The sequence below is a fragment of the Kitasatospora sp. NPDC056138 genome (assembly GCF_042264695.1).
Classification (GTDB): domain Bacteria; phylum Actinomycetota; class Actinomycetes; order Streptomycetales; family Streptomycetaceae; genus Kitasatospora.
Map to the genome: position 1 here is coordinate 63026 of NZ_JBHJVK010000026.1, position 21209 is coordinate 84234.

General features: G+C 71.8%; 19 protein-coding genes. 6 read left to right on the plus strand and 13 right to left on the minus strand.

Annotation, left to right across the window (positions count from 1 at the left end):
* Positions 1-22: 22 nt before the first annotated feature.
* Entirely contained in the window at positions 23-2044 is a 2022-nt protein-coding gene (locus ACFC1R_RS18245; protein ID WP_375939670.1) for a PEP/pyruvate-binding domain-containing protein, read from the minus strand.
* 711 nt (positions 2045-2755) lie between these two features.
* On the opposite strand from ACFC1R_RS18245, the gene ACFC1R_RS18250 reads away from it, so the two are divergent.
* Positions 2756-4378, plus strand: coding sequence for a purple acid phosphatase family protein (locus tag ACFC1R_RS18250; protein WP_375939672.1), 1623 nt, complete (start codon positions 2756-2758; stop codon positions 4376-4378).
* Positions 4379-4608: 230 nt separating this feature from the next.
* On the opposite strand, the gene ACFC1R_RS18255 is transcribed toward ACFC1R_RS18250, so the two are convergent.
* From ACFC1R_RS18255 to ACFC1R_RS18265, 3 genes are read right to left on the minus strand one after another with little or no spacing between them, the layout of a single operon-like run.
* Positions 4609-5700 carry an ABC transporter permease subunit gene (locus ACFC1R_RS18255; RefSeq protein ID WP_375939674.1) on the minus strand — a complete coding sequence of 364 codons (1092 nt, stop codon included), beginning with the start codon at positions 5698-5700 and terminating at the stop codon, positions 4609-4611.
* Positions 5697-6650, minus strand: a complete 954-nt coding sequence (locus tag ACFC1R_RS18260) for an ABC transporter ATP-binding protein (protein ID WP_375939676.1) — start codon at positions 6648-6650, stop codon at positions 5697-5699. Before ACFC1R_RS18260 ends, ACFC1R_RS18255 begins: the two co-directional genes overlap by 4 nt.
* Entirely contained in the window at positions 6647-7180 is a 534-nt protein-coding gene (locus ACFC1R_RS18265; protein ID WP_375939678.1) for a GntR family transcriptional regulator, read from the minus strand. The genes ACFC1R_RS18260 and ACFC1R_RS18265 overlap by 4 nt, the downstream gene beginning before the upstream one ends.
* Positions 7181-7340: 160 nt before the next feature.
* Between ACFC1R_RS18265 and ACFC1R_RS18270 the strand changes: the two genes are divergently transcribed.
* A complete protein-coding gene (locus ACFC1R_RS18270) occupies positions 7341-8798 on the plus strand; it encodes a DUF2079 domain-containing protein (protein ID WP_375939680.1) in 1458 nt (485 codons plus the stop codon).
* A 51-nt stretch (positions 8799-8849) separates the two neighbouring features.
* Here ACFC1R_RS18270 and ACFC1R_RS18275 read toward each other — a convergent pair whose 3' ends face one another.
* The 3 genes from ACFC1R_RS18275 to ACFC1R_RS18285 form a co-directional block, all read right to left on the minus strand.
* Positions 8850-9512, minus strand: a complete 663-nt coding sequence (locus ACFC1R_RS18275; protein WP_375939682.1) for a response regulator — start codon at positions 9510-9512, stop codon at positions 8850-8852.
* On the minus strand, positions 9509-10681 hold the full coding sequence (locus ACFC1R_RS18280) for a histidine kinase (RefSeq protein WP_375939684.1): 1173 nt from the start codon (positions 10679-10681) through the stop codon (positions 9509-9511). Before ACFC1R_RS18280 ends, ACFC1R_RS18275 begins: the two co-directional genes overlap by 4 nt.
* A gap of 262 nt (positions 10682-10943) precedes the next feature.
* Positions 10944-11450 carry a TIGR00725 family protein gene (locus tag ACFC1R_RS18285; protein ID WP_375939686.1) on the minus strand — a complete coding sequence of 169 codons (507 nt, stop codon included), beginning with the start codon at positions 11448-11450 and terminating at the stop codon, positions 10944-10946.
* A 287-nt stretch (positions 11451-11737) separates the two neighbouring features.
* Here ACFC1R_RS18285 and ACFC1R_RS18290 point away from each other — a divergent pair, with 287 nt between their 5' ends.
* Together ACFC1R_RS18290 and ACFC1R_RS18295 are read left to right on the plus strand one after the other, a co-directional pair.
* Positions 11738-12154, plus strand: a complete 417-nt coding sequence (locus ACFC1R_RS18290) for a hypothetical protein (protein WP_375939688.1) — start codon at positions 11738-11740, stop codon at positions 12152-12154.
* A gap of 277 nt (positions 12155-12431) precedes the next feature.
* Positions 12432-13343 (plus strand): MerR family transcriptional regulator, encoded by a 912-nt coding sequence (locus ACFC1R_RS18295; protein WP_375939690.1) that lies wholly within the window; start codon positions 12432-12434, stop codon positions 13341-13343.
* Between the two features lie 841 nt (positions 13344-14184).
* On the opposite strand, the gene ACFC1R_RS18300 is transcribed toward ACFC1R_RS18295, so the two are convergent.
* The 3 genes from ACFC1R_RS18300 to ACFC1R_RS18310 form a co-directional block, all read right to left on the minus strand.
* Positions 14185-14574 carry a hypothetical protein gene (locus ACFC1R_RS18300; protein ID WP_375939692.1) on the minus strand — a complete coding sequence of 130 codons (390 nt, stop codon included), beginning with the start codon at positions 14572-14574 and terminating at the stop codon, positions 14185-14187.
* A gap of 149 nt (positions 14575-14723) precedes the next feature.
* Positions 14724-14984: a hypothetical protein gene (locus ACFC1R_RS18305; protein ID WP_375939694.1), complete on the minus strand. Its 261-nt coding sequence runs from the start codon at positions 14982-14984 to the stop codon at positions 14724-14726.
* 6 nt (positions 14985-14990) lie between these two features.
* Positions 14991-15704, minus strand: coding sequence for a TetR/AcrR family transcriptional regulator (locus ACFC1R_RS18310; protein WP_375939696.1), 714 nt, complete (start codon positions 15702-15704; stop codon positions 14991-14993).
* Positions 15705-15759: 55 nt separating this feature from the next.
* Here ACFC1R_RS18310 and ACFC1R_RS18315 point away from each other — a divergent pair, with 55 nt between their 5' ends.
* The gene (locus tag ACFC1R_RS18315; RefSeq protein ID WP_375939698.1) at positions 15760-16644 is read left to right on the plus strand and encodes an alpha/beta fold hydrolase; all 885 of its coding nucleotides are present in this window, start codon (positions 15760-15762) and stop codon (positions 16642-16644) included.
* Positions 16645-16865: 221 nt separating this feature from the next.
* On the opposite strand, the gene ACFC1R_RS18320 is transcribed toward ACFC1R_RS18315, so the two are convergent.
* Positions 16866-17075 carry a hypothetical protein gene (locus ACFC1R_RS18320; protein ID WP_375939700.1) on the minus strand — a complete coding sequence of 70 codons (210 nt, stop codon included), beginning with the start codon at positions 17073-17075 and terminating at the stop codon, positions 16866-16868.
* A 95-nt stretch (positions 17076-17170) separates the two neighbouring features.
* The gene (locus ACFC1R_RS18325) at positions 17171-17491 is read right to left on the minus strand and encodes a putative quinol monooxygenase (RefSeq protein WP_375939702.1); all 321 of its coding nucleotides are present in this window, start codon (positions 17489-17491) and stop codon (positions 17171-17173) included.
* A 98-nt stretch (positions 17492-17589) separates the two neighbouring features.
* Between ACFC1R_RS18325 and ACFC1R_RS18330 the strand changes: the two genes are divergently transcribed.
* Entirely contained in the window at positions 17590-17907 is a 318-nt protein-coding gene (locus tag ACFC1R_RS18330; RefSeq protein WP_375939704.1) for an ArsR/SmtB family transcription factor, read from the plus strand.
* Positions 17908-17985: 78 nt separating this feature from the next.
* Here ACFC1R_RS18330 and ACFC1R_RS18335 read toward each other — a convergent pair whose 3' ends face one another.
* Entirely contained in the window at positions 17986-21114 is a 3129-nt protein-coding gene (locus tag ACFC1R_RS18335) for a helix-turn-helix transcriptional regulator (RefSeq protein WP_375939706.1), read from the minus strand.
* Positions 21115-21209: the final 95 nt, after the last annotated feature.

The following is a 21209-nucleotide window of genomic DNA, read 5'->3' on the forward strand; positions in this document are numbered from 1 at the left end:
GGCCGGTAGCCGGCGTCGCGGATCAGGCCGCGGTCTGGAAGGGGCGCAGCTGCAGCAGGCTGATCCGGTCACCGTCGATCGCCCACTCGATGTCGACCGGAGCGGCGAAGGTGTCGTCGGGTGCGAAGTGCGACTGCAGCAGCCTGCTCATCAGGGCCAGCCGGCACAGGACGTCCTTGGTCGCGGCGTCCAGATCGGAGGAGGCGGACCCGAGGGACACCGTGCGGCTGCCCCCCTCGACCGTGTTGCACAGGTACTGGAGCGGGGCTCCTTCGCCGGACACGACCTCGGTCACCGAGTGCTGGGAGATGTTGAGGTAGACGTTGCGGAAGTCCTGCGGGTGCAGCGGGTTCCAGGTGACCAGGACACCGCCGGTCGTCGCGCCGACCTGTTCCTGGACGATCACGCCCATGTAGCAGCGGTCCAGGGGGATGCCCGCCTCGTGCTGCAGGGCGACGGCGCGCGGGGACAGCAGGGAGGCCCAGACCTCCCTGATGCCGTCGAGGACCGCGTCCGTGCCGGTGAGGTCCGGCACCGAGTGGTAGAGCCCGGCGGCGGAGAACCCGGGCAGGTCCTCGGCGTTGGAGGAGCTGCGGGCCACGAAGCGGGGGACGCCGGACAGGTGCCGGACGATCGCGCGGTCGATCTCGGTACGGATGCCGTCCGGGACCGGGGTGGTGCGGATCAGCTGCTGCAGTTCGAGGCAGAGCTCGTCGGTCTCCGGAGTGCCCGGCTCCAGCTCCTTCTTCAGCCGGGTGAGCGACTGTCGGATCTCCGGTGAGGACTCCAGGAAGCGCTGCTGGAGGGAGAACGGCAGCACGATGCCCCGGGGCACCTCGGCGTACTCCTTCATCAGGAGTCCGGCGCCGGCGGTCAAGGCGTCGTCGTCGGCGCCCGGGACGCCGAGTTGCCGGGCGAGGTAGCGCAGCAGGTTCTTCCGGGGCGGCCGGGGGACGCGGTAGAAGCCGAACCAGCGCGGCGAGCCGTGCTGCAGCAGATCGCAGATCTCCCCGAGGTTGGCGGCCTTGGTACCGAACCGGCAGTGGTCGCCCACGCGCAGCTCGGACAGGGAGGTGATCGGGGTCGGTGCGAGCTCGGGCCGGTCCAGCACGATGTGCCCAGTCACCCGCTGCCGGGGCCGGTCGTCGTCGGAGAGCTGTTCCGCGGGTTCCAGGAGGACGTCGTGGGCGTCGGCGTCGACCCGGTAGCCGACCCACTGGCCGTCGAGGCCGGTGCGGTCGATCCGGTCGAGGATGCCCAGCCGGACGGCGTTGGGGATCTGCCACCCGGCGGCCATGACGTTGACATGGGACAGCGGGGTGGTGTGCTCGGCGCTGATGAGGCCCGACACCCGGGGGATGTCCTCGGGCACCCGGGGCATCACGAGGATGTCGTGCCATTTCAGGGGTTCCGGATCGGCCCGGTATTCCTCCTCGGACCTGAACACCCGCAGTCGGCCGTGGGCCGAACCGGGGTTCAGGGACACGAAGGACGCGGCGCCGTAGAGCTCGTGGGAGAGGATGCGGGGTATCTCGGACTCCGGGATGTCCGCGACGTAACCCTCCTGCACGTGGTTGGCCGGTTTGAGGAACAGCCGCAGCGACCGGTCGACGTGGTCGCGCACGGAGTGGTAGAAGAACCGCAGCATGTCCTCGGACATGGTGTCGACGTCGACGGTCTCCAGCGACAGGAAGCTCTCCGGCCGCTCGCTCTCCGCAGCCTGCCGGGTGTGCAGGGCCAGCGTTCCGAGGTAGAAACGGCGATCGGGATTCCGGTAGACGTCGTCGTTGAAAGAATCGAGTCCCAGGGCCAACTCGTCGATCGATATGCCGAGTATGTCGCGTGCGATGTAGTGGACATGGAGAATGCCGTCGGTGCTGTCGATGAAGTGGATCGTCGACTCGGTGCGGTCGATCACGATTTTCACGTAGGGGTAGCCCCCCACGGTACCGGCGAGCTGGGAGAACACCGGGAGGGTGAGTTCGTCGCCCGCGCCGGAAGGCCGGGTGGTCGCGTCATTGCGACCGGGACGGGAAATGCGCACGGTTCGGCCATTCTTCGTCGTGCACACGGGTGGGTGTGCACCAGGTCGGAAGGTGGTACGGCTACGCACATATTGCCACCGAATCTGCATGACTGACGGGCGCTTTGGGCGACTTCAAGCCAGGAGGTATTGATTCGGCCACGGCGATCTCGCCGATGAATCACCGAAGCTTTACCCGGCAATCCGGGATCACGGCCAATGACCTGCGGTTTCGATGGTGTAGGACCTTGTGTAGGCCAGGTCAAGGTGTGGTAAAGGTCACAGGGTGATGGATGTGTCCGGGGTGGTCGGAGTGCATTGCGTGAATTCCCGGAACGCCGATTTCGACCCGGCTCCCGGTCGGGCGGTCTCCGGCCTTCCGGGGTTGGCCGACGCGTGATCCCCGTTGATCCGGAGAGTCGGAGATCCGAATGATCGCCATGTATGCATCAAGATTGATCGCCGTCATGAACCGCCGTCATGAACCGCCGTCATGGGCCGCCGTCGTGAACCGTCGGCGTGCACGGTCTCCGGGGGCGTCCCGTGGACCGCCTCCGCGCCCCGGTCCTGCCGGAGCGCCGGAGCGCGCCACGGCATCCGGCCCGTCCGGCTCCTCGGGTGGCGACCGTCCCGGCGGCCCGGGGTGGCAATGGTCGGTCGTGGACCTACTGCGGCCGCACTTCTCCCGGTACTGTGCTCGCCACCAACATCCCGTCGGGGAAAGGATGTTCCATGGCGATCGCGCGCAGGTCGATACTCAAGGGGTCGTCGGTGGCCGGAGCCGCCCTGGCGGCGGGAGGCTCCAGGGAGGCGTCCGCCGCCGAACCGGCCTCCCCGACCGGGCCGTTACTCCAGTCGCGCCCGCACCGGCTCGGGGCGCCCAGCGTGAGCGGACTCCATCTCCAGTTCGGAACCGACCCGTCCGCCGAGATGACCGTCTCATGGATCACCCCGCAGTCGGTGGGGCGCCCGCAGGTCCGGCTCGGTTCGCCGGAGGGCGGCTTCGGCCGGGCCTTCGACGCCGAGACCAGGACGTACCGCGACGGCCTCTCGGGCGAGGAGGTGTACGTCCACCACTGCCGGCTCACCGGTCTCCGCCCGGCGACCACCTACCTGTACGCGGCCGTGCACGACGGCGCCGTCCCCGAGACGGGCTCGTTCACCACCGCACCGCGCGGCCGCGCGGCCTTCACCTTCACCAGCTTCGGCGACCAGGGGACCTCCAACCTCCGCAGGACGATCACCCTTCCGCCGGGTGTCCCGTCGCAGACCGGAGGCTTCCCCCTCTACACCAGCAGCCAGGTCGGCTCGGCCGCCTCCGCGGACATCGTGGCCGCGGTGGAGCGGGTCGGCCCGCTCTTCAACCTCGTCAACGGCGACCTCTGCTACGCGGCGGCCAGTAGCCTCTTCGGGCAGAGCCGGGTGGCGACCTGGGCGGACTGGTTCATCAGCAACAGCCGCTCCGCCCGGCTGCGCCCGTGGATGCCGTGCGCGGGAAACCACGAGAACGAGAAGGGCAACGGCCCCATCGGCGCCTCGGGGTACCAGACGTACTTCGAACTGCCCCGGTCGTCCGCCTCCTCGGACCAGGAGACCCGGGGGATGTGGTACGCGTTCACGGTCGGCGCGGTCCGGTTCATCAGCCTCGCCAACGACGACGTCGCGTTCCAGGACGCCGGGGACAGCTATGTGCACGGCTACTCGGGGGGAGCCCAGCGGATCTGGCTCGAACGGGAGTTGAGGCTCGCGAGAGCCGACAGGTCGGTCGACTGGATCGTGGTCTGCATGCACCAGCCGATGATCTCCAGCACCAAGTCGGGCAGCGGCAGCGACCTGGGCGTACGCACCTCCTGGGGCCCGCTCTTCGACGCGTACGGAGTCGATCTCGTGGTCAGCGGCCACGAGCACCACTACGAGCGCTCGCACCCCGTGCGCGGCTCGCTCCCCAACGAGACCCGCACCCCGGTGCCGGTCTCGACGCGGAAGGACGTGATCGACACCGGCCGGGGCACCGTCCACATGGTGATCGGCGGCGGCGGGAACTTCGCCACCTCCCAGGGCGACCTCTTCGACAAGCCGTACGGCCGGGTCATCGTCTCCCTCAGCAACCAGGTGGGAAACGTCCTGCCGCACCACCGGGATCCGGTCTGGGTCACCGAGGACGCCCCCTGGGCCTCGGTCCAGGACCGCCAACACACCCATGGTTTCGCCGCGTTCGACGTGGACCCCGGCGACCGCAGGAGCGGCCGGACCCGGATGAGGGTCACCTACTACACCTTCGACGGGCCGCACGGCGACCTGACACCGGTGGACACCTTCACCCTGGAGCGGCAGCGCTCCGACGCCGACGGCTGACGGCGACGACACCGCCTCGCCTCCGGTGGTCCGGGTCGTCGCCGAGGGATCGGGTGGGAGCGATGGTGCCGGAGCGGCGTGGCGGTCGCCACCGCCGTGACCCCGGAGCGAGGAAGAGGAGCGAGTCCCGTGCGCATCGTGATCGCGGACCGGGCGGAGCCCCTGGGCTCCGCCCGGTCCGCAGCAGTGCGTCGGCCGGTGTAGTAGAGGTGCTTCGGCCGGGGCCGGGGTCAGCGCAGGCGGCGGATCCACAGGAAGCAGAAGGCGGTCAGGGCGGCGGCGACGGCCAGGCAGATCCCGGCCTCGGTCCACAGCATCGGCCACTCGGCGCTCGGCGGCTGGTAGTCGGCGTAGGCCTGCACGATCTCGCTGTGGTGTGCGATGCACTGGGCGGGTTCGGACGGGCAGACGGCGGTCCCGTCGGGCAGCCTGTCGACCCAGTCGCCCTCCAGCGGAATCCGCAGACCGTCGGCGGTGAGGTAGCCGTTGCCCAGGGTGTACGACTCCAGCGGGGCACCCGTGTCGAGATGGCCGACGCCCACCAGGGGCGTCCTGCCGCTCGGTTGGAGGACGGTCACATGGGCGGCGACCACGGCCTGCTTCGCGGGCAGGAGGACGAACCGGAGGTGGTCCACCAGCAGCCGAAGGGCCGCGGTGACGACGGCGGTGACGGCCATCGCGGGCACCACCCGGCGGAGCAGCAGCCCGGCGGCCGCACCGATCGCGACCGAGACGACGCAGAACCCGACCACGGCCGGGCCGCTGGTCGTCCGGGACATCCAGGTGAACCAGTGGTAGTAGCCGGGCACCGCGAAGCGGCCCTCGACCACGTGGACCCACCAGGTGGAGACGGTGGCGAGCACGGTCGAGCCGGCCAGCGTCACTGCCAGCGGTATGCCCAGCCGGGCGGCCAGCCAGCGCCGCCGGGAGACCGACTGGGTCCAGGCCAGCCGGTAGGTGCCGGTCTCCAACTCCCGCGCCAGCAGCGGCGCCCCGAGGAACAGGCCGAGGGCGGGTGGCAGTGCGAACAGCAGCCAGCCGGTGGCCAGCACCATCATCTGCCACTTCTCGTCGAATGTCTCCGCGAGGCCGGAGCGCAACCCCTCGCACTCGGGCGGGAAGTAGACGACGTTGCAGCCCTGGAGGTGGTGCGCCTCGACGTAGTCGCTGATGGTGCCGCCCAGGAAGAGCAGCCAGCCGCAGACGGCGACCAGCACGGCGACGGCGACGGCGAGGGCGGTCCGTTCCTGGCGGTAGCCGACCCAGCCGACGCCGTGCAGCACCCGGCGGGGCCGGGCCGAAGTGAGGGTGTTGGCGGTCATCGGGCGGCCCCCACCCCGGCGGCGGGACGGGCATCGGGTGTGAGCAGCGCCGGGGCGTCCGGCGCGCGCAGGTAGGAGAGCAGGAGTTCCTCCAGGGTCGGTTCCGCCACGTCCCAGTCGGTGTCGAGGTCCGCCGTCGGTCGGATCATGGCGGTCACCTGACGGCCCGTCCGCCGGACCTCGACCACGTGGTGGCCGTCGAGTTCGGGTGCCGGGCCGTCCCCTTCGTGGGCGCCGACGATCCGCCGGTGGGAGGCCAGGAGTTCGTCCACGTCGCCGGCCAGCCGGACCCGGCCGTCGCCCAGTACCAGGACGTAGTCGCAGACACCGTCCAGCTCGGCCAGCACGTGGGAGGAGATCAGGACGGTGGTGCCGTTCTCGACGGCCTCGGCCATCACGAGGCCGGTGAGCTCCTGGCGGGAGACCGGGTCGACATCCGAGAGCGGCTCGTCGAGCAGCAGCAGGTCGGGCCGTTTGCCGAGCGCCAGTGCGAGGGCGACCCTGGTGCGCTGACCGCCCGACAGGCGGCCGACCCGGGCGGACATCGAGAGGTTGCCGTGCCGGACGATCCGCTCGGCGGCGTCCTGGTCCCAGCCGGGGTTGAGCTCGTGGCCGGTGCGCAGCGTCTCGGCGACGGTCAGGCGGGGGTAGAGCGGCTTGTCCTGGCCCAGGAAGGCGGTCCGGCGGCGGGCCGCAGGCGTGCCGGGAGGTCCGCCGAACACCTTGATCGTCCCGGCGTCGGGAGTGATCAGGTGGGCGGCGAGCGACAGCAGGGTGCTCTTGCCCGCCCCGTTCGGGCCGACCAGCCCGCAGATCCGCCCGGCCGGCAGTCGGAAGTCGCAGTCGCGCAGCGCCCACTGCTTGCGGTACTTCAGGCCGAGGCCGATCGCCTCCAGGGCCGGGGGGTCGTCCGCCGTCTGATCAGCGGGGTCAGGTATGGGGTGGCTCACCCGGGCTCCTCGTCGGCCTTGTCGGTGTCGGTCGTGCCGATGCTGTGGGTTGTTCCGGCCGTGCTGGTGGTCCCGGCCGTCCCGGCCGTTCCGGTTGTCCCCGTCGGTCCGGCCGTCTCGCCGGTGGCCGGTGCGGGGCCGGCGAAGCCGCTGTCCAGGGCGCTGGTGACCAGCGCGGCGGCGTCCTCGCGGTCCAGTCCCGCCGCGCGGGCGCGCCGGACCCAGGCGGCCAGTTCCGCGTGCAGCGGGGAGTCCGTGACGGTCTGCGGTTTGGCGAGGGAACGCCGTACGAAGGTGCCCACCCCCCGGCGACTGTCGACCAGCCCTTCGCGTTCCAGCTCGCGGTACGCCTTGAGCACGGTGTTGGGGTTGATCGCGGTGGCCTGCACGACCTCGCGTGCGGTGGGGAGTTGGTCGCCGGGGCGGAGTACACCCAGCCGCAGGGCGCGCTTGGTCTGCTCCACGATCTGCAGGTACGGGGAGAGTCCGCTGTGCCGGTCGATGAGGTACTCGACCATGCTGACCGCCATTCCACTAGTTATCTAGCTAAATCCTGCCCAGCCCAGCGGCTCTCCGTCAAGCCGGGCCCTGGCAGGAGCCCAGCTCGGAGGGCCTCCGTCGGGCCCGGCCTTGACAGCTGGGGGTGGGCTGCACACCATTCCACTAGTTAACTAGTGAACTGGTGCGCAGATGATCGACAACCTGACCCATCGACGTGTTCCCCCGCGAACGGCGCCCCGGCGGACCTGGCCGGGACCGCAGCGGATGGCCCTCGCCGTCACCGGTCTGTTCTTCGTCCTGTACGTGGTGGTCTCGGTCCGGCGGCACGAACGGATGCTGAGCGCCGCGTACGACCTGGGAATCTTCGAACAGGCCGTCCGCGCCTACGCCCACGGCGAGGCGCCGATCGTGGCGCTGAAGGGCCCGGGCTACAACCTGCTCGGCGATCACTTCCACCCGGTGCTCGCCCTGCTGGCCCCCGCGTACCGGCTGTTCCCCACACCGCTGACCCTGCTGGTGATCCAGGCGGCGCTGATGGCCCTCGCCTGCCTGCCACTGACCCGGTGGGCCCACCGGACGGCCGGGCCGGTGGCCGGACTGGTGATCGGCTGCTCGGCGGGCGCCTCCTGGGGGATCGTCTCGGCGGTCTCGTACGACTTCCACGAGATCGCCTTCGCCGTACCGCTGCTGGCCTTCGGCGTGGAGGCGCTGGCCGGGCGGCGGTGGCGGGCCGCCGTCCTCTGGGTGCTGCCGCTGGTACTGGTCAAGGAGGACCTCGGGCTGACCGTCGCGGCCGTCGGGGCGTACACCGCCTGGTACGGGCGGGGGAGGCGGTCCCGGTGGCTGGGCCTGGCGGTGGTCCTGTTCGGGGTGGCCGCGACCGTGCTGGAGATGGCGGTCCTGCTGCCGATGGCCAACCCGCACGGTTCCTTCGACTACTGGCACCAACTGCCCGGCTCGGCCGGCTCGGCACCCTCCTCCGGTGGCAGTGTGCTGCTGCTGCCGCTCCGGCTGGTCTGGCCCCCGGTGAAGTGGCTGCTGTTCGCCATGCTCGCCGCGCCGATCGCCGCAGTCGGTCTCCGCTCACCACTCGTCCTGCTCTGCGCACCCACCCTCGCCTGGCGCCTGCTGGCCGACAACGTCCACTACTGGCAGCCGAGTTACCACTACAGCGCGGTGCTGATGCCGATTCTCTTCGCCGGCCTGATCGAGGTGCTCGGGCGCCGGGCCGAGTTCCGTCGCCCGGCCGTGCTCAGGCGGATCCTGCTGGGCTGCGCCGCCTTCGCCGCGCTCACCACCGCCGTCTACCCGCTGCACGACCTGTTCCTGCCCTCGACCTGGCAGACCTCGGCCCATGTCCGCACCGCACACCGGCTGCTGGACCGAATACCGGACGGCGCCTCGGTGGCGTCGAGCAACCGGCTCGCCCCGCTCCTGGTGTCCCGCACCACCGTCGGCCTGGTCTGCCAGGAGCCCGGCCCCTACGCCCCCACACCGCCCGACTGGGTGGTCGCGGACCGCACCGACCCCACCGTCAAGACACCGTGCGCCGCCGCGAAGACGGCCCGGATGCTCGACATCTACCGGGTCGCCGGATACCTGACGGTCGCCGAGGAGGACGGCATCACCGTGCTCCGCCGACCGTAGCGACCCCGCCCCCGGCTGCGGTCCTCCCCGGCGCGCACCTGCGGGACCGGCTCAGCGGGGCGGCGTGACCAGCCCCATCTCGTAGGCGGTGATGACGAGTTGGACCCGGTCCCGAGCGCCCAGTTTGCCGAACAGCCGTGACACGTGCGTCTTGGCCGTGGCGACCGTGATGAAGAGGTCCTCCGCGATCTCGGTGTTCGACCTGCCGCGTCCGACCAGGGTCAGCACCTCCCGTTCCCGTTCGGTGATGCCCTCGACCGGCTGCGGGGAGCGCTCCGGGGCGGCTCCGGGGCGCCCCACGAAGTCGGCGATCAGACGGCGCGTCACGCCCGGTGCGATCAGGGCGTCGCCGGCGGCGACCACGCGGACCGCCGCCAGGATGTCGTCGAGCGCCATGTCCTTGACCACGAAGCCGCTCGCGCCGGCCCGGAGCGCACCGTAGACGTGGTCGTCCTCGTCGAAGGTGGTCAGGACGAGGACGCGGGTCGCCGTCCGGCCGACCGTGATCAGACGGGTGGCCTCGATCCCGTCCATGCCGGGCATCCGGATGTCCATCACCACGACGTCGGGGCTGACGTCACTGACCAGTTGGACCGCCTGGGCACCGGTCGCGGCCTCACCGACGACCTCCAGGTCGGGATGGTCAGCCATGATCACACGCAGACCGGACCGCACCAGCGGCTGGTCGTCGGCGAGCACCACCCGGACGGTCACCGGGCCTCCCCCGGAACACCGACGGCTTCGGGCAGCGGGAGCCGGGCCGCCACCCGGAAGCCGCCCTCGGGACGCGGCCCGGCGCTGAGCCGGCCGTGCAGCAGGCCGACCCGCTCCCGCATGCCCACGATGCCGAAACCGTGGGCCGAGCCGTCGCCGGTGACGCCGCGCCCGTCGTCGACCACCTCCACAGTCAACTCCTCGTCCCCGTAGTCGATGCTCACCCGGCAGTGCCCGGTGCCCGCGTGGCGGACCACGTTGGTCAGTGCCTCCTGCACGATACGGTAGGCGGACAGATCGATGTCGGCGGGCAGAGCCCGCTGCTCCCCGCTGCGGCGCACCTCGACCCGGACCCCCGCGTCCGCGGTCGCCGCCGCCAGCCGTTCGAGGTCCGCCAGGCCCGGCGACGGCGCGAGCGGTGCCTGACCCGAGGCCGCGTCCGGGTCGGCCTGACGGAGCGCCACCAGCGTGCGCCGGAGACCCGACAGGGTCTGCCTGCTGGTCGCCTCGATGGCCCGAAGCGCCTCGCGCGCCTCTGCCGGCTGCGTCTCGATGACCCGGCTCCCCACCCCGGCCTGGATCGCGATGATGCCGATGCTGTGCGCGACCATGTCGTGCAACTCCCTGGCGATCCGCAGCCGTTCGGCGGTCACGGCCTCGGCCACCTCCTGCGAGCGCAGCGCCACCGCGTGCTCGCGGCGCTCGCGGCTCAGCAGGCCGACCGTGCAGGACGCGGCCATCGCCAAGAGGGCGATCACCACGTTGACGGTCAGGTTGTCCCCGTGCGCGAACCCGCCGATCACCAGGAGTTGCACGGTGAAGGAGGCGGCCATGGCGATGATCGAGGCTCGCCGCGTGCAGGTGGCGACGATGAAGCCCAGGACGAGGTCCACCGCCAGGTACGACAGGAACTGGCCCTGGTACGCCACCGACAGGCTCGTCAGGTGGGAGCTCGGGGTGCCCACCACCACGGTGGTGGCTCCGAGGAGCGTCATGGCCAGAGCCGACAGTGGCGTCCGTCGCAGCACACCGACGAGCAGGCTCACAGCCAGCAGCGACCCGACGGCGTGGAGCACGCCCGAAGCCCGCGGCATGCCTCCCACGATCAGAACCACCGCGAAGAGGTACAGGACACCCCCCACCCAGGCCATGACCTTCGTGCTCGTCATCGGTGCCGCACCCTCCCGGGCGGGAGGTCGCGATGCGAATCGCGCAGGCGGCGGTGCAGTCGGTGCGGTGTCCATGCCGGGAGACTAGCCAGCCGCCGCCCCTGCGGCATCGGCCCGGGGATGTACGCCCGCCGGCCGACCCGGCCACGCGATTGCCGAACCGGCAGCGCTGCCGGCCGCCGCGGGCGGGGAGTGCTCCAGGGGGCCCGACCGGACCCGGCAGGCGGGTGTCCGGTGGGCCCCGCCGTGGGTCGGCCCGCCGCTACTGTGGCCTGCTCCGTACGGCCCCGAGGACGACGTCCACCGCCAGGTCGGGGGACGGCGTCCGGAGCGGTCCGTCCCCGGCCCGGGGCCCGAGCACCTCCCAGCCGTGGACCACGACCGTCGGCTTGCCCGCGCGCAGGGCCAGCGCCACTTCACTCAGCGTGCCCCAGCTGCCTCCCACCGCGATCACGGCGTCGCTGGTGCTGACGATCAGGCCGTTGCGGAGCTCGCCCAGTGCGGTGGCGACGGCCACCGACAGGAAGGCGTTCCCGGCGTCGCGGTCCGCACCGGGCAGCAGGCCCACCGTGGTACCGCCCGCGTGACGTGCGCCTTCGCAGGCGGCCTCCATCACGCCTCCCAGGCCACCGCAGACCACCACGGCACCGTGTGCGGCCAGGAGGGCGCCGACGCGACGGGCTGTCGCGCTCTCCTCCCGCGTTGCGTCAGCCGGACCCACGACGGCGACGTACGGGCGGAACGGGGGCACCGGGGCAGCTGCGGACATGGCGTTCGTCTCCTCCGGTCGGACGGCGAGCCCCCACAGAGGCTTATAGCACCGATGTTCCGGCCACGGGGAGAGCGCAGCGCGCCCTCAAGCCCGGGAGCTGCCGCCCGCCCCTGCGACCAGCAGCTCGAACGCTTCGCCGCCCGCGAGACCCGGGGGACCCGGGGGACCCGCCTCCATCGGGAAGGAGGGGCTGCCGCCTGGACTGCTGTGCGAATCGGCACCCGGCACCCGGCAGTCGGGACAGGCCCTGTCGGTTGTCCGGGATCCGGGGCAGGATGATCCCCATGAACGACGAAGCACCGCTCAGCCGGGCCGACCAGGTCCGCCTGTACCTCGCCACGGTCCAGGCCCGGATGGACCCCGACCAGTTCAGGGTGCTGGGCCGCCTGGTCACGGGGTCCGTCGGGCTGCTCACCTCCCGGAGCGACGAGATCGGCATCGACATCCGCGCCGAGGACCGGGTCCATCTCACCCCGGAGGTGACGGACGAGTTCCTCGTGGTCATGTCGATCCTGGCCACCGGCAGGATGGTCCAGCAGGTCGTCCACCTCGGTGACGGCGCAGCCACGGTGCTGGACGCGGACGCGGCCACCGACGAGGCCAAGGTCCAGGAGATGCGGGACTGGACCGCCGAACAGCGCCTCAGGCGGGGAGAGGCCGACGCCGCCCGGCGTGACATCGTCGACGCGTCGCAGACCTGACCGGTCCGGGGTTCCGGTCCGGGACCGCCTGCGTGCCGACACGACGTCCACGCGGCGTTCCGGACGTCGCGGCCGGCCGACCCTGCTCGCCGGCCGGACGGGGCCTCGCGGTGAACCCGCTCGGTGACCTCCTGCCCCTCCCGGCCCGTGATCATCAGGACGAACGCCGTCGTCGTGATCACCGTCTCCTCGGGCGGTCCCGTGGGGCCCGACCCGTTCGCAGGTACAGTGGGAGTGCCCGCTGAGGGAGGTTCAAGCCTTGTTGCCCGATGGAACGTTGAGCATCGGCGAGCTCGCCGAGCAGGCGGGCGTCACCGTCAAGACCGTCCGCTTCTACTCGGATCGCGGCCTGCTACCCGAGACCGGCCGCAGCGCCGGGGGTCATCGCCGGTACGGCGCCGAGGCACTCGACCGGCTGCGCCTGATCCGGTCGCTGCGCGCCCTCGACCTGCCGGTGCCGGAGGTGGGCCGGGTCCTCGACCGGGAGGACGTGCTGGAGGGCGTCATCGCGGGGCAACTTCGTTCACTCGGAACCCAGTTGAACGCCCTGCGCTGGCGGGAGGCCGCGCTCCGGCTGCTCACGGACTGCACCGCCGAGGAGCGTGCCGACCGCCTGCGTCTGATCGGCGCCGTACCGACACCGCCCGACACGACCGCTCTGGCACGCTTCTGGCGGCAGTGGCTGCCCGCGCGGCTCCCGGCCCGGCTGGTCTCGGTGATCCTCGAACAGGCGGTTCCGCAGCCCCCGGCCGACCCGACCCCGGCCCAGGTCCTCACCTTCGCCCGGCTGCACGCCCTCGTCTCCGGTGCCTGCGACCCACACCTCGGACCCGAACACACACAGCCGGCATCGCACCGGCCCGACCGGGACTTCCGCCCGGACGTGCTCTACGACGGTCTCCTCGAGTCGTACGCACTGGCCTCGGCGGACCTGCGGGCGCAGCGGTCACCGTACGACGGCGAGGCGCTCGACTGCTTCGTCTCCGCCTACGCCGGTTCACGCGGCCTGCGGGACACCCCCGACCTGCGCCGTCGGCTCGGCAGCCAACTGGCCGCCGATCCGCGCATCGACCGCTACTGGCAGCTCACCGCCGAGCTCACCGCCCCGCCGTCCGGCCCGCCCGCCCCGACCGCCGGCGCAGCCCACGACTGGCTCTGCGCCGCCCTGGACGCCCAGCTCGCCCGCTAGGTGTTCTGTCCCGTGCGGCCGGGGATGCGGCCGGCGGGTGGCTCGCCTGCGGGTGCGGTGTGTCCGTGGTGGTGATCGTGGGTGTGGATGGAGCCAGGCGGGGAAGGCGCCCCGGCGTTCCAGCGCGGTGCGGCAGGGGCATGTGCAGGCCCATTCGTCGAGACAGGGTGCGGTCGGAGTGTTCGAACAGTCTCCGCTCCAGGTCCTCGCCCGCAGCGCCGGCTTCACCACGGGACGACCCTGGCGATGGTGATCCACTTCTGGGACGGACCCCGGTCCCGTCTCCCGCAAGGTCGGTGACGGCTCATTCCGGTATTCAGCTCTACCGGGCCCGTCGCCCTGCTCCAGGGAGGCGACGCCCCGTCCGGTCGGCCCGGGTCCTGCCCGGACGGCTGTGCCGGGAGGCCCACGGTGCGGGAGAATGCGCTGCATGACGACTTGAAGAGCACCGGCCGGGCAGCAGCACTGGCGCAAGGTCGGGACCGGATGGTCCGTACCCGGAGGCGGGCAGCGGATCTGCGCCACCTGCAGAACGCCGGTCCGCTCCTACCGGTACCGGTTTCATCCACCCGAGTCCTCCATGTTCGAGCGCTGCATCGGACTCGCCTGGTGCTCCGGTTGCAGGATCTACTCCGGGAACATGGTGCACGTCCCGCGGAAGCGGGTTCTGCCCGACGCCCTGGCCTCCCTTCCCGGTGAGCAACGGGAGCGGCTTCGACGTTCGGAACCGGGACTGATCGAGTTCCTGGACCGCCGGACCCGGGACGGCGGGGACTGAGAGCTCGCGCGGACAGGCTGTGTCATCGGCAGCGGTGAGGTGCTGCCGATGACACCGAGCACCTCATCGGCCGGGGTGCGGAGGCAGGGCGTACCCCGGCAGCCGTACCTGGCGTGAATACACCGGCGGAGTGCCATCTGCGGGAGCGGGCTCTGCGTAGCACTCGAGGAGCAGGTCCCCACGCAGGTCGTCGAGCTCGTCGGGCACCTCCTCCAGCAAGGCATGGGCCCACACTTCGAGGGACGCCTCCTTCAGTGCATCGTTCGGAACCCGGCTGAACTCCCCGGGACCCGTCACCGTCCATCCCGGCTCCCCGTCCGCACGGAACAGCAGCCGCCACCAGTACGGCTGCCAGTAGGGCTTCTTCAACGAGAACCAGCTCCCGATTTCGTGGCGGACGGCGGCTGCTCCGTCGGCCGGGCCGCCGTGCCTGGTGATGCTTCCATCGATCACCGAGTCCGGTCGACCCGTGACCGGTCACGCCTCCTGGGCGGAGGCGGGGACGGCGACGGGCCGGCCGCCCGGCACCGCCCTCGCCGAGACGCTCACGGCAGCAGGGGACAGATGCAGTCGGCAGGGCTCCCGCCCTGATGCGGCGTCGCTCACCGGTGACTCATGACGCCTTCCGCGAGCGGCGCGAACAGCGTGTTCCAGTTGCCCGGCAGATGCCGTGTCGCCGCGGCCAGGTGGAAGCGCGCGACTGTCCGCTCGTCGGGTCGCGCCTGTGCACCGTGCTCCCGAACGGCCTGAAGACAGTGGTCGATGAGCGACTCGATGCCGCCCACGTGGCCGGTCCGATCGGGCGGGGGCGCAACGTGCTTGAGGAGATCCTGTCCCATGGCGGGGACCATGGCGTCGTCCACCGACACTCATCCGGACCGGTCCGGGGCCTCTCCCGTGGATCCGGCCTCGGGCCGGCGCTGATTCGTGTGGCTGCTTCCGCTGTCGCCGTCAAAGGCCCGCGAACCGGGGAACAGTCGGCCGAGGTGGTAGTGCAGGACTGCAGTCGCGTCGTCCGCTGTGCGCTGGCCGAGGAGGACGCTCAGGCCGAGGCCGGCGGAGACGGCCAGTAGGACGACGGCCTCCTGGCGGGCGTCGATGCGCGGATCGGTGTCCCCGGCGTGCTGGGCGGCGGCCAGTCGGCCGACCAGGAAGTCCTCCATCTCGTCGGGTGCCGAGAGGAACAGCTGGCCGGCGAGCGCGGGGTCGGTGATGGAGAGCACCGCGTACTCGGTGTAGACCAGGTGGAAGGTGCGGCTCTCCTCGTCGGTCGGTACGGCTTCGAGCAGGACCGCTTCGATGATGTCGCGCGGAGCCGTCGAGGATCCGGCCCTCCTCGCGCGGTCGCGGACCCGCTCGCCCATGCGTACCGCCAGCCGGGTGAGTGCGGCGAGCAGCAGCTGCTCCTTGGTGTCGAAGTAGTACTGCACGAGCCGTACCGAGACGCCCGCCTCGATCGCGACGGACCGCATGGTGACGGCGTGCAGACCGCTGTCCGCCGCCGCGCGGAGCAGCGCGTCGATGATGTGGGCTCGCCGTTCCTCGTGATCCACCAGCTTCGGCATCGGGTTCCCTTCGAACATTTATATGGTACAAACATACCATCAAGCGGTGCTGTCGCGTGAGCAGGGAGGGCACATGACCAGGACAGGCGTCGGACACTTCGTCAGTGAGGAAGCCCGAGCGAAGTTCCTCGAGGCGTACGACCGTGCGATGGACCTGTGGCCGAGCCCCCGCCGGGAACTCGATGTCGAAACCGCCTACGGCACCGTCCACGTCCACCACTACGGGTCCCGGACCGGCGAGCCGATCGTGCTGCTGCACGGCCATGCCGGACACGCGTCCAACTGGTACCCGCAGATCGCCGCCCTGGGCCGACACCACCCGGTCTACGCGATCGACACGCTGGACGACCCCGGCCGCAGCGTTCAGCGCGCCGTCGCGGCCGGTTCCGAGGAGAACGCGGCCTGGCTCGGCGAGGTCTTCGCCGGTCTCGGGCTGGAACGGATCCACCTGGTGGGCCTCTCCTACGGCGGCTGGCTGACCCTCAACCAGGCCATCCACGCACCCGAACGCCTGGCCTCGATCGCGCCGCTGGACCCCGGCGGGATCGAGAAGGTCCCCGCACGGTTCTACGCCCACATGATCGGCGGTCTGTTCGGGATGCTCGCCGCACGGCGCTTCCGCCCCGCACTGGGACGGCTGCTCGCCAACCCCGCGCTCAGCTCGCCGCCCGAGATGATCGCTCCCCTGATGCTGGGCATGCGCACCTACAAGCCGAACACCCGCCCCGCTGCCAGACCGTTCACCGACGAGGAGCTGGGCTCCATCCGCCTGCCCACCCTCGTCCTGCTGGGCAGCCGCAGCGCCCTGCTCCGACCGCACCACGTCTTGGAGAGGGTCACCTCGCTGATCCCGGGAGTCCGAGCCGAGATCGTCCAACGAGCCGGCCACGGACTCAACCTGGAACGCCCTGACCTGGTCAACGAACACCTGCTGCAGTTCATCACCTCCTGCCCGTGACAGTGCCGGGCCTGGGGGCCGGCAACTGCGTGGTGGCGCATGCCGGTTGGCGGGAACACCGTCGTCCGGCATCGATCGGGTGCCGGACGGAGGCGTGACCAAGGGTGGCGCGTGCTCGTCGCCGGCGGGGTGATCGGCAGCTGCTCGACGGGGTGCCCGGGGGGTCCGGCCGGGCGGGAGGGCCCGAGCAGGACGGCCCGTTCGCGAGCCCTCGCCCAGGCTCAGCCCGTGCAGATCACCAGAGTGGTGCCGGTGGGCGCGGGTGACGGGATGCGGGGCCGGCACGGATCCGGGCTCTTGGTCGGGGTGGTCGAGAACCAGCCGTACTGCCGGCCGCCGCGCGAGTCGTCCCGGATCGCGAGGGCCAGGCCCCCGCCGACGAGCATCAGTACCACCCACAGCCCAACCAGCTGCTTCTGCAACCGAGTCACCGCAACCCCTCCCTGACCGACGGTCACTCTACGGGCTGCCGCCGTCAAGGCGGCGGTGGTCCGGTCGGGCGGTGGTCGGGTCTGGCGGGATCGGGTCAGGTCAGGGCGGGAGGCCGGTAGGGGCTGTGCATGGTGAGGAAACGGATGTCGAGGTCGGACTCCAGGTAGTCCATGCGGCGCTCCCAGAAGGCCCGCATGTGCGGGAGGGCGAGGTGGGCGTCGAGATCGGCCTGCGAGCGCCATGCCTCGTAGAAGACGAAGACGCCGGGTTGATCGCGGTCCTCGTGGAAGTGGTACTCCAGGCAGCCGCTCTCCTGTCGGGTCGGTTCGACGAACGACAGGAGGAGCTGCTTGAGCTCCTCGGCGCGTTCGGGTCTGGGTCGGGCGATGCCGACGAGTGTGAACGGCTGCTCCACGGGATTCCCTCCGCCATAGGTACGATCACTTTCGTACCTTCGGGACGCTAACGAGCCCAGAGGTATGATGCAAGCCATACCTGAAGGGAGGCGCACGGATGCCCGATGACGAAGGCCACCCGGCGGTCGGGGAGATCGAGCTCGGCCCGGTGCTCTCGGCCCTGGCGGATCCACTGCGCCGCCGGGTGGTACGAGCGCTGACGGCCGAGCCCGACGGCACGGCACGGACCTGCAGCTCGTTCGGACTGCCGGTGTCCAAGGCGACCCTCACGCACCACTTCCGCACGCTGCGTGAAGCCGGGCTGATCCGACAGGTCGACTGTGGCAACAGCCGGATGGCCAGCCTGCGCCGAGCCGACCTCGACCAGCGGTTCCCCGGACTGCTGGACATCATCGCCGCCGAACCGGAGGCATGAACAGAGCGTCGGCTCCCGCCCCTCAACCCCTGCCCGTCAGCCGTCAGCCGTCAGCCGTCAGCCGTCAGCCGTCAGCCGTCAGCCGTCAGCCGGCAGCCGGCAGCCGGCAGCGGTGGCCTGGGCTGCGAAGTCGCACAGCGCCGCGCGGTGCGGCCGGCCCGTCTTGCCCAGCAGGCTGGCCACGTGCTTCTCGACCGTGCGCGGTGAGATGTGCAGCCGACCGGCGATCCCCTGGTTGCCCAGTCGCTGCGCGACCAGCAGCAACACCTCGTACTCCCGGACCGTCACACCCTGCCGGCGGAGGTCGGCCGGTACCTGCTCGATGCCGGTGCGCCGCTGCGGCACGGTCGCGCCCGCCCCGCGCAGCAGCCGGCGGCAGGCGTTGGCGACCGCCGGTACCGACGCGCGGTGGAAGTACTCCTCGGCCGTGCGCAGCCAGTGCACCGGATCCCCCCAGCCGTCGGCGAGCGCCGCCTCCGCGACCAGCCGCAGGCCGAGGTGACGCCCCATCGGGAACGGCCGGGCCGCCTGCTCGGCCTGCTCGACGGCGCGCACCGCTTCGATGTGCCGCCCGGCGCGGCCTTCGTGGACGGCATGTGCCAGCCGCTCGAACTGGCGGTTCCAGCGCAGGCCGGACGCGTGGTCGGCGGCCACCCGGGCGTGTTCGGCCGGGCCGTCCGCACCGGACAGCGCCCGGAGCAGCGGCCGCAGCCCGTAACGGCCGTTCAGGTAGAAGACGGTCGGGTTCTGCTGCTCCCACTTCTGCGCGAGCTCCAGTTCCTCGACCGCCAGGTCGCGGTCCTCCTCCAGCAGGGCGCAGACCGCCCGGCAGTTGCCGAAGGCCAGCGGGAGCTGGAGGGAGCGGGCGCCGTCCCAGCGGTGGAACTCGGCGAGGTCCTGCTCCATCTCGGGGCGCCGGCCCTGGTGGGCGGCGACCGCGGCCCGGGTGAGCAGAACGAACTGGTGGTGGTCGACGTTGCGCAGCCGGGCGGTCGCTTCCAGACACCGGTCCGTCAGTTCCCTGGCCCTGCGGTACTCGCCGCGCAGCACGGCCTGCATCGCCATGGTGACCTCGGCGGTGTGCACCAGGTCCAGGGCGCCCAGGTCGAGCGCAGCCCGGTGGGCCCGCTCCAGCTGCGCCGAAGTGCCGCCGCGCATGAACTCGTTGACACCGAGCCGCAGCAGCGCGTCGACCTGCCAGGTCGGCAACTCGTGGCGGCCGGAGATCGCCAGGATCCGCTCCAGGCACTGGTCGGCCCGGTCGAAGCCCCGTCGGCGCTCCAGCATCGCCAGCAGCTGCCAGGCCTGGCAGGCGACCACCGGCAGGTCCGCCTGCTCGGCCTGTTCGGCGGCCCGCCGGGCCAGCCGTTCGGCGTCGGCGGCGCGGTCCCCGCCACCCACCGCCGGGGGTTGCCGCTCGGTGTCGGCGAGGACGAGGTGGGCCTCCACCACGTCCAGTGCGGGGGTGTGCGCGGTGCTGTCGAACCGGCCGAGCAGGCGGCGCACCAGGATCACCTGGTCCGCCGCGTCCGCCGGCCGGCCTGCGGAGACGGCGGCCCAGGCGATCCGGGTGTGCAGGGCCGCAGCACGGGCGTCGCCGAGCGCGCCGGGTCCGCCGAGTGGGAAGGTGTCGGCGAGCGACAGCGCCTGGTCCAGCCGACCACTGTCCAGCAGCGCGTAGACGAGGCTCTCCAGCACCGCCGTCGCCTCCTCGGCGCTCGCCGCAGCGCCGGCGCCGCCCTCCCAGCCGCCGGACCCGAGACCGCCCGTCCCGAGACCGCCGGACCCGAGACCGCCGGATCCGAGACCGCCGGTCGAGAGTGCGCCGTTCGAAAGGGCACCGGTCCCGAAGGCGGCAGCCGGTTCCCGGGAGAGCAGTGCGTTGGCCCGTTCGAGGAGTGACACCGCCGAGTCGACGGCTCCGCCGGTCAACGCCGCCCGGCCGGCCTCGGCGAACAGCAGCCCGGCGGCGGCCGTCTCGCCGGCGGTCTGCCGCAGCACCGCCACCAGTTGACGCCACTCGCCGGGCAGACCGGGGTAGGCCTCCTCCACCGCCGTCGCCGCTCGGCGGGCTATCGCGGCCCGTTCGGCCGGCAGCAGCCCGGCCAGCAGCGCGTCGGTCACGAGCGCGTGCCGGAACTCGTACCGGTCGGCGACCGGTCCGCTGGGTGAGATGAGCTGGGCGTCGATCCCGGCCCGCAGGTGGATCAGCAGACTGCGGTCGTCGAGCCCGGTCGCGAGCTTGAGCACCGGCAGGGCGAAACGGCGGCCGAGTACGGCTGCCGCGTAGAGCAGTTCACGCCCGGCGGGGTCGAGCCTGGCGGCCCGCTGGGCGACGCTGTGCACCACCGTCATCGGCACCTCGATGCCGAGGTCGCCGCCGACCTGCCAGCCCTCGCGTTCGTCGCGGCGGAGCGCCCCGGCCGAGATCATCCCGCTGAGCAGTTCCTCGACCACGAACGGATTGCCGTCCGCGTCACTGATCAGCCGGTCGGTGACCGCCTCGGGCAGACCGCCCGGCGGGGCGGACAGGCAGGCCTCGGCCAGGGCCCGCACCTCGTCCGGTCCGAGGGGCCGCAACTCGACCAGGGCGGCGGAGCGGCGTGCGACGGCGGCGTGCGCCAGAACGGCGGCCGGCCCGGCCTGCGACCGCAGGGTGGCCACCAGCTGGATCGACAGGCCGGCGATGTTGTCCACGAGGTAGTCGACCACCGCCAGCGTTTCGGCGTCCGCCTCGTGCAGGTCCTCCACGATCAGCAGGCAGCCGGTCGAACGGCGGTCGGTCCGGTCGCGGCCGACTGCGGCCAGTACCCGCAGGAACGCCTCGGCGATCTCGGTCGGCGACGGCGGGGTCACCGGCCCGGCGCCGTCGCGCCATTCGGGTACCAGCGCCGCCAGTGCGGGACGGTAGGGCGCCAGCCCGGCGTCCTGTGGCGGGCCGCCCACCCGGAACAGCGACAGCAGGGCCTCGGCGATCGGCCGGAACGGCACCGGCGCCCCGGTGGAGCTGCCGCGTCCGCGCAGTACGACCGTGCCGCCGGCGATCGCCCGGTAGGCGCACTCGGCGGCCAGCCGGGACTTCCCGATCCCGGCCTCGCCGCTCAGGAAGACCGCGCGGCCCTCACCACGCTGGGCAGCGAGGAGACCGGTGCCGAGCACGCCGAGTTCCGGCGAGCGGCCCACGACGAACGGCGATGTGATGAGCATTCACGGAGGCTAACGTTTTGCGCACGTCTTCACCACAAGTGGGGGCCTGTCTGTCTGTCAGGGCTTCGGCGACGGGGTGCCGGCCCGCTGCCGCA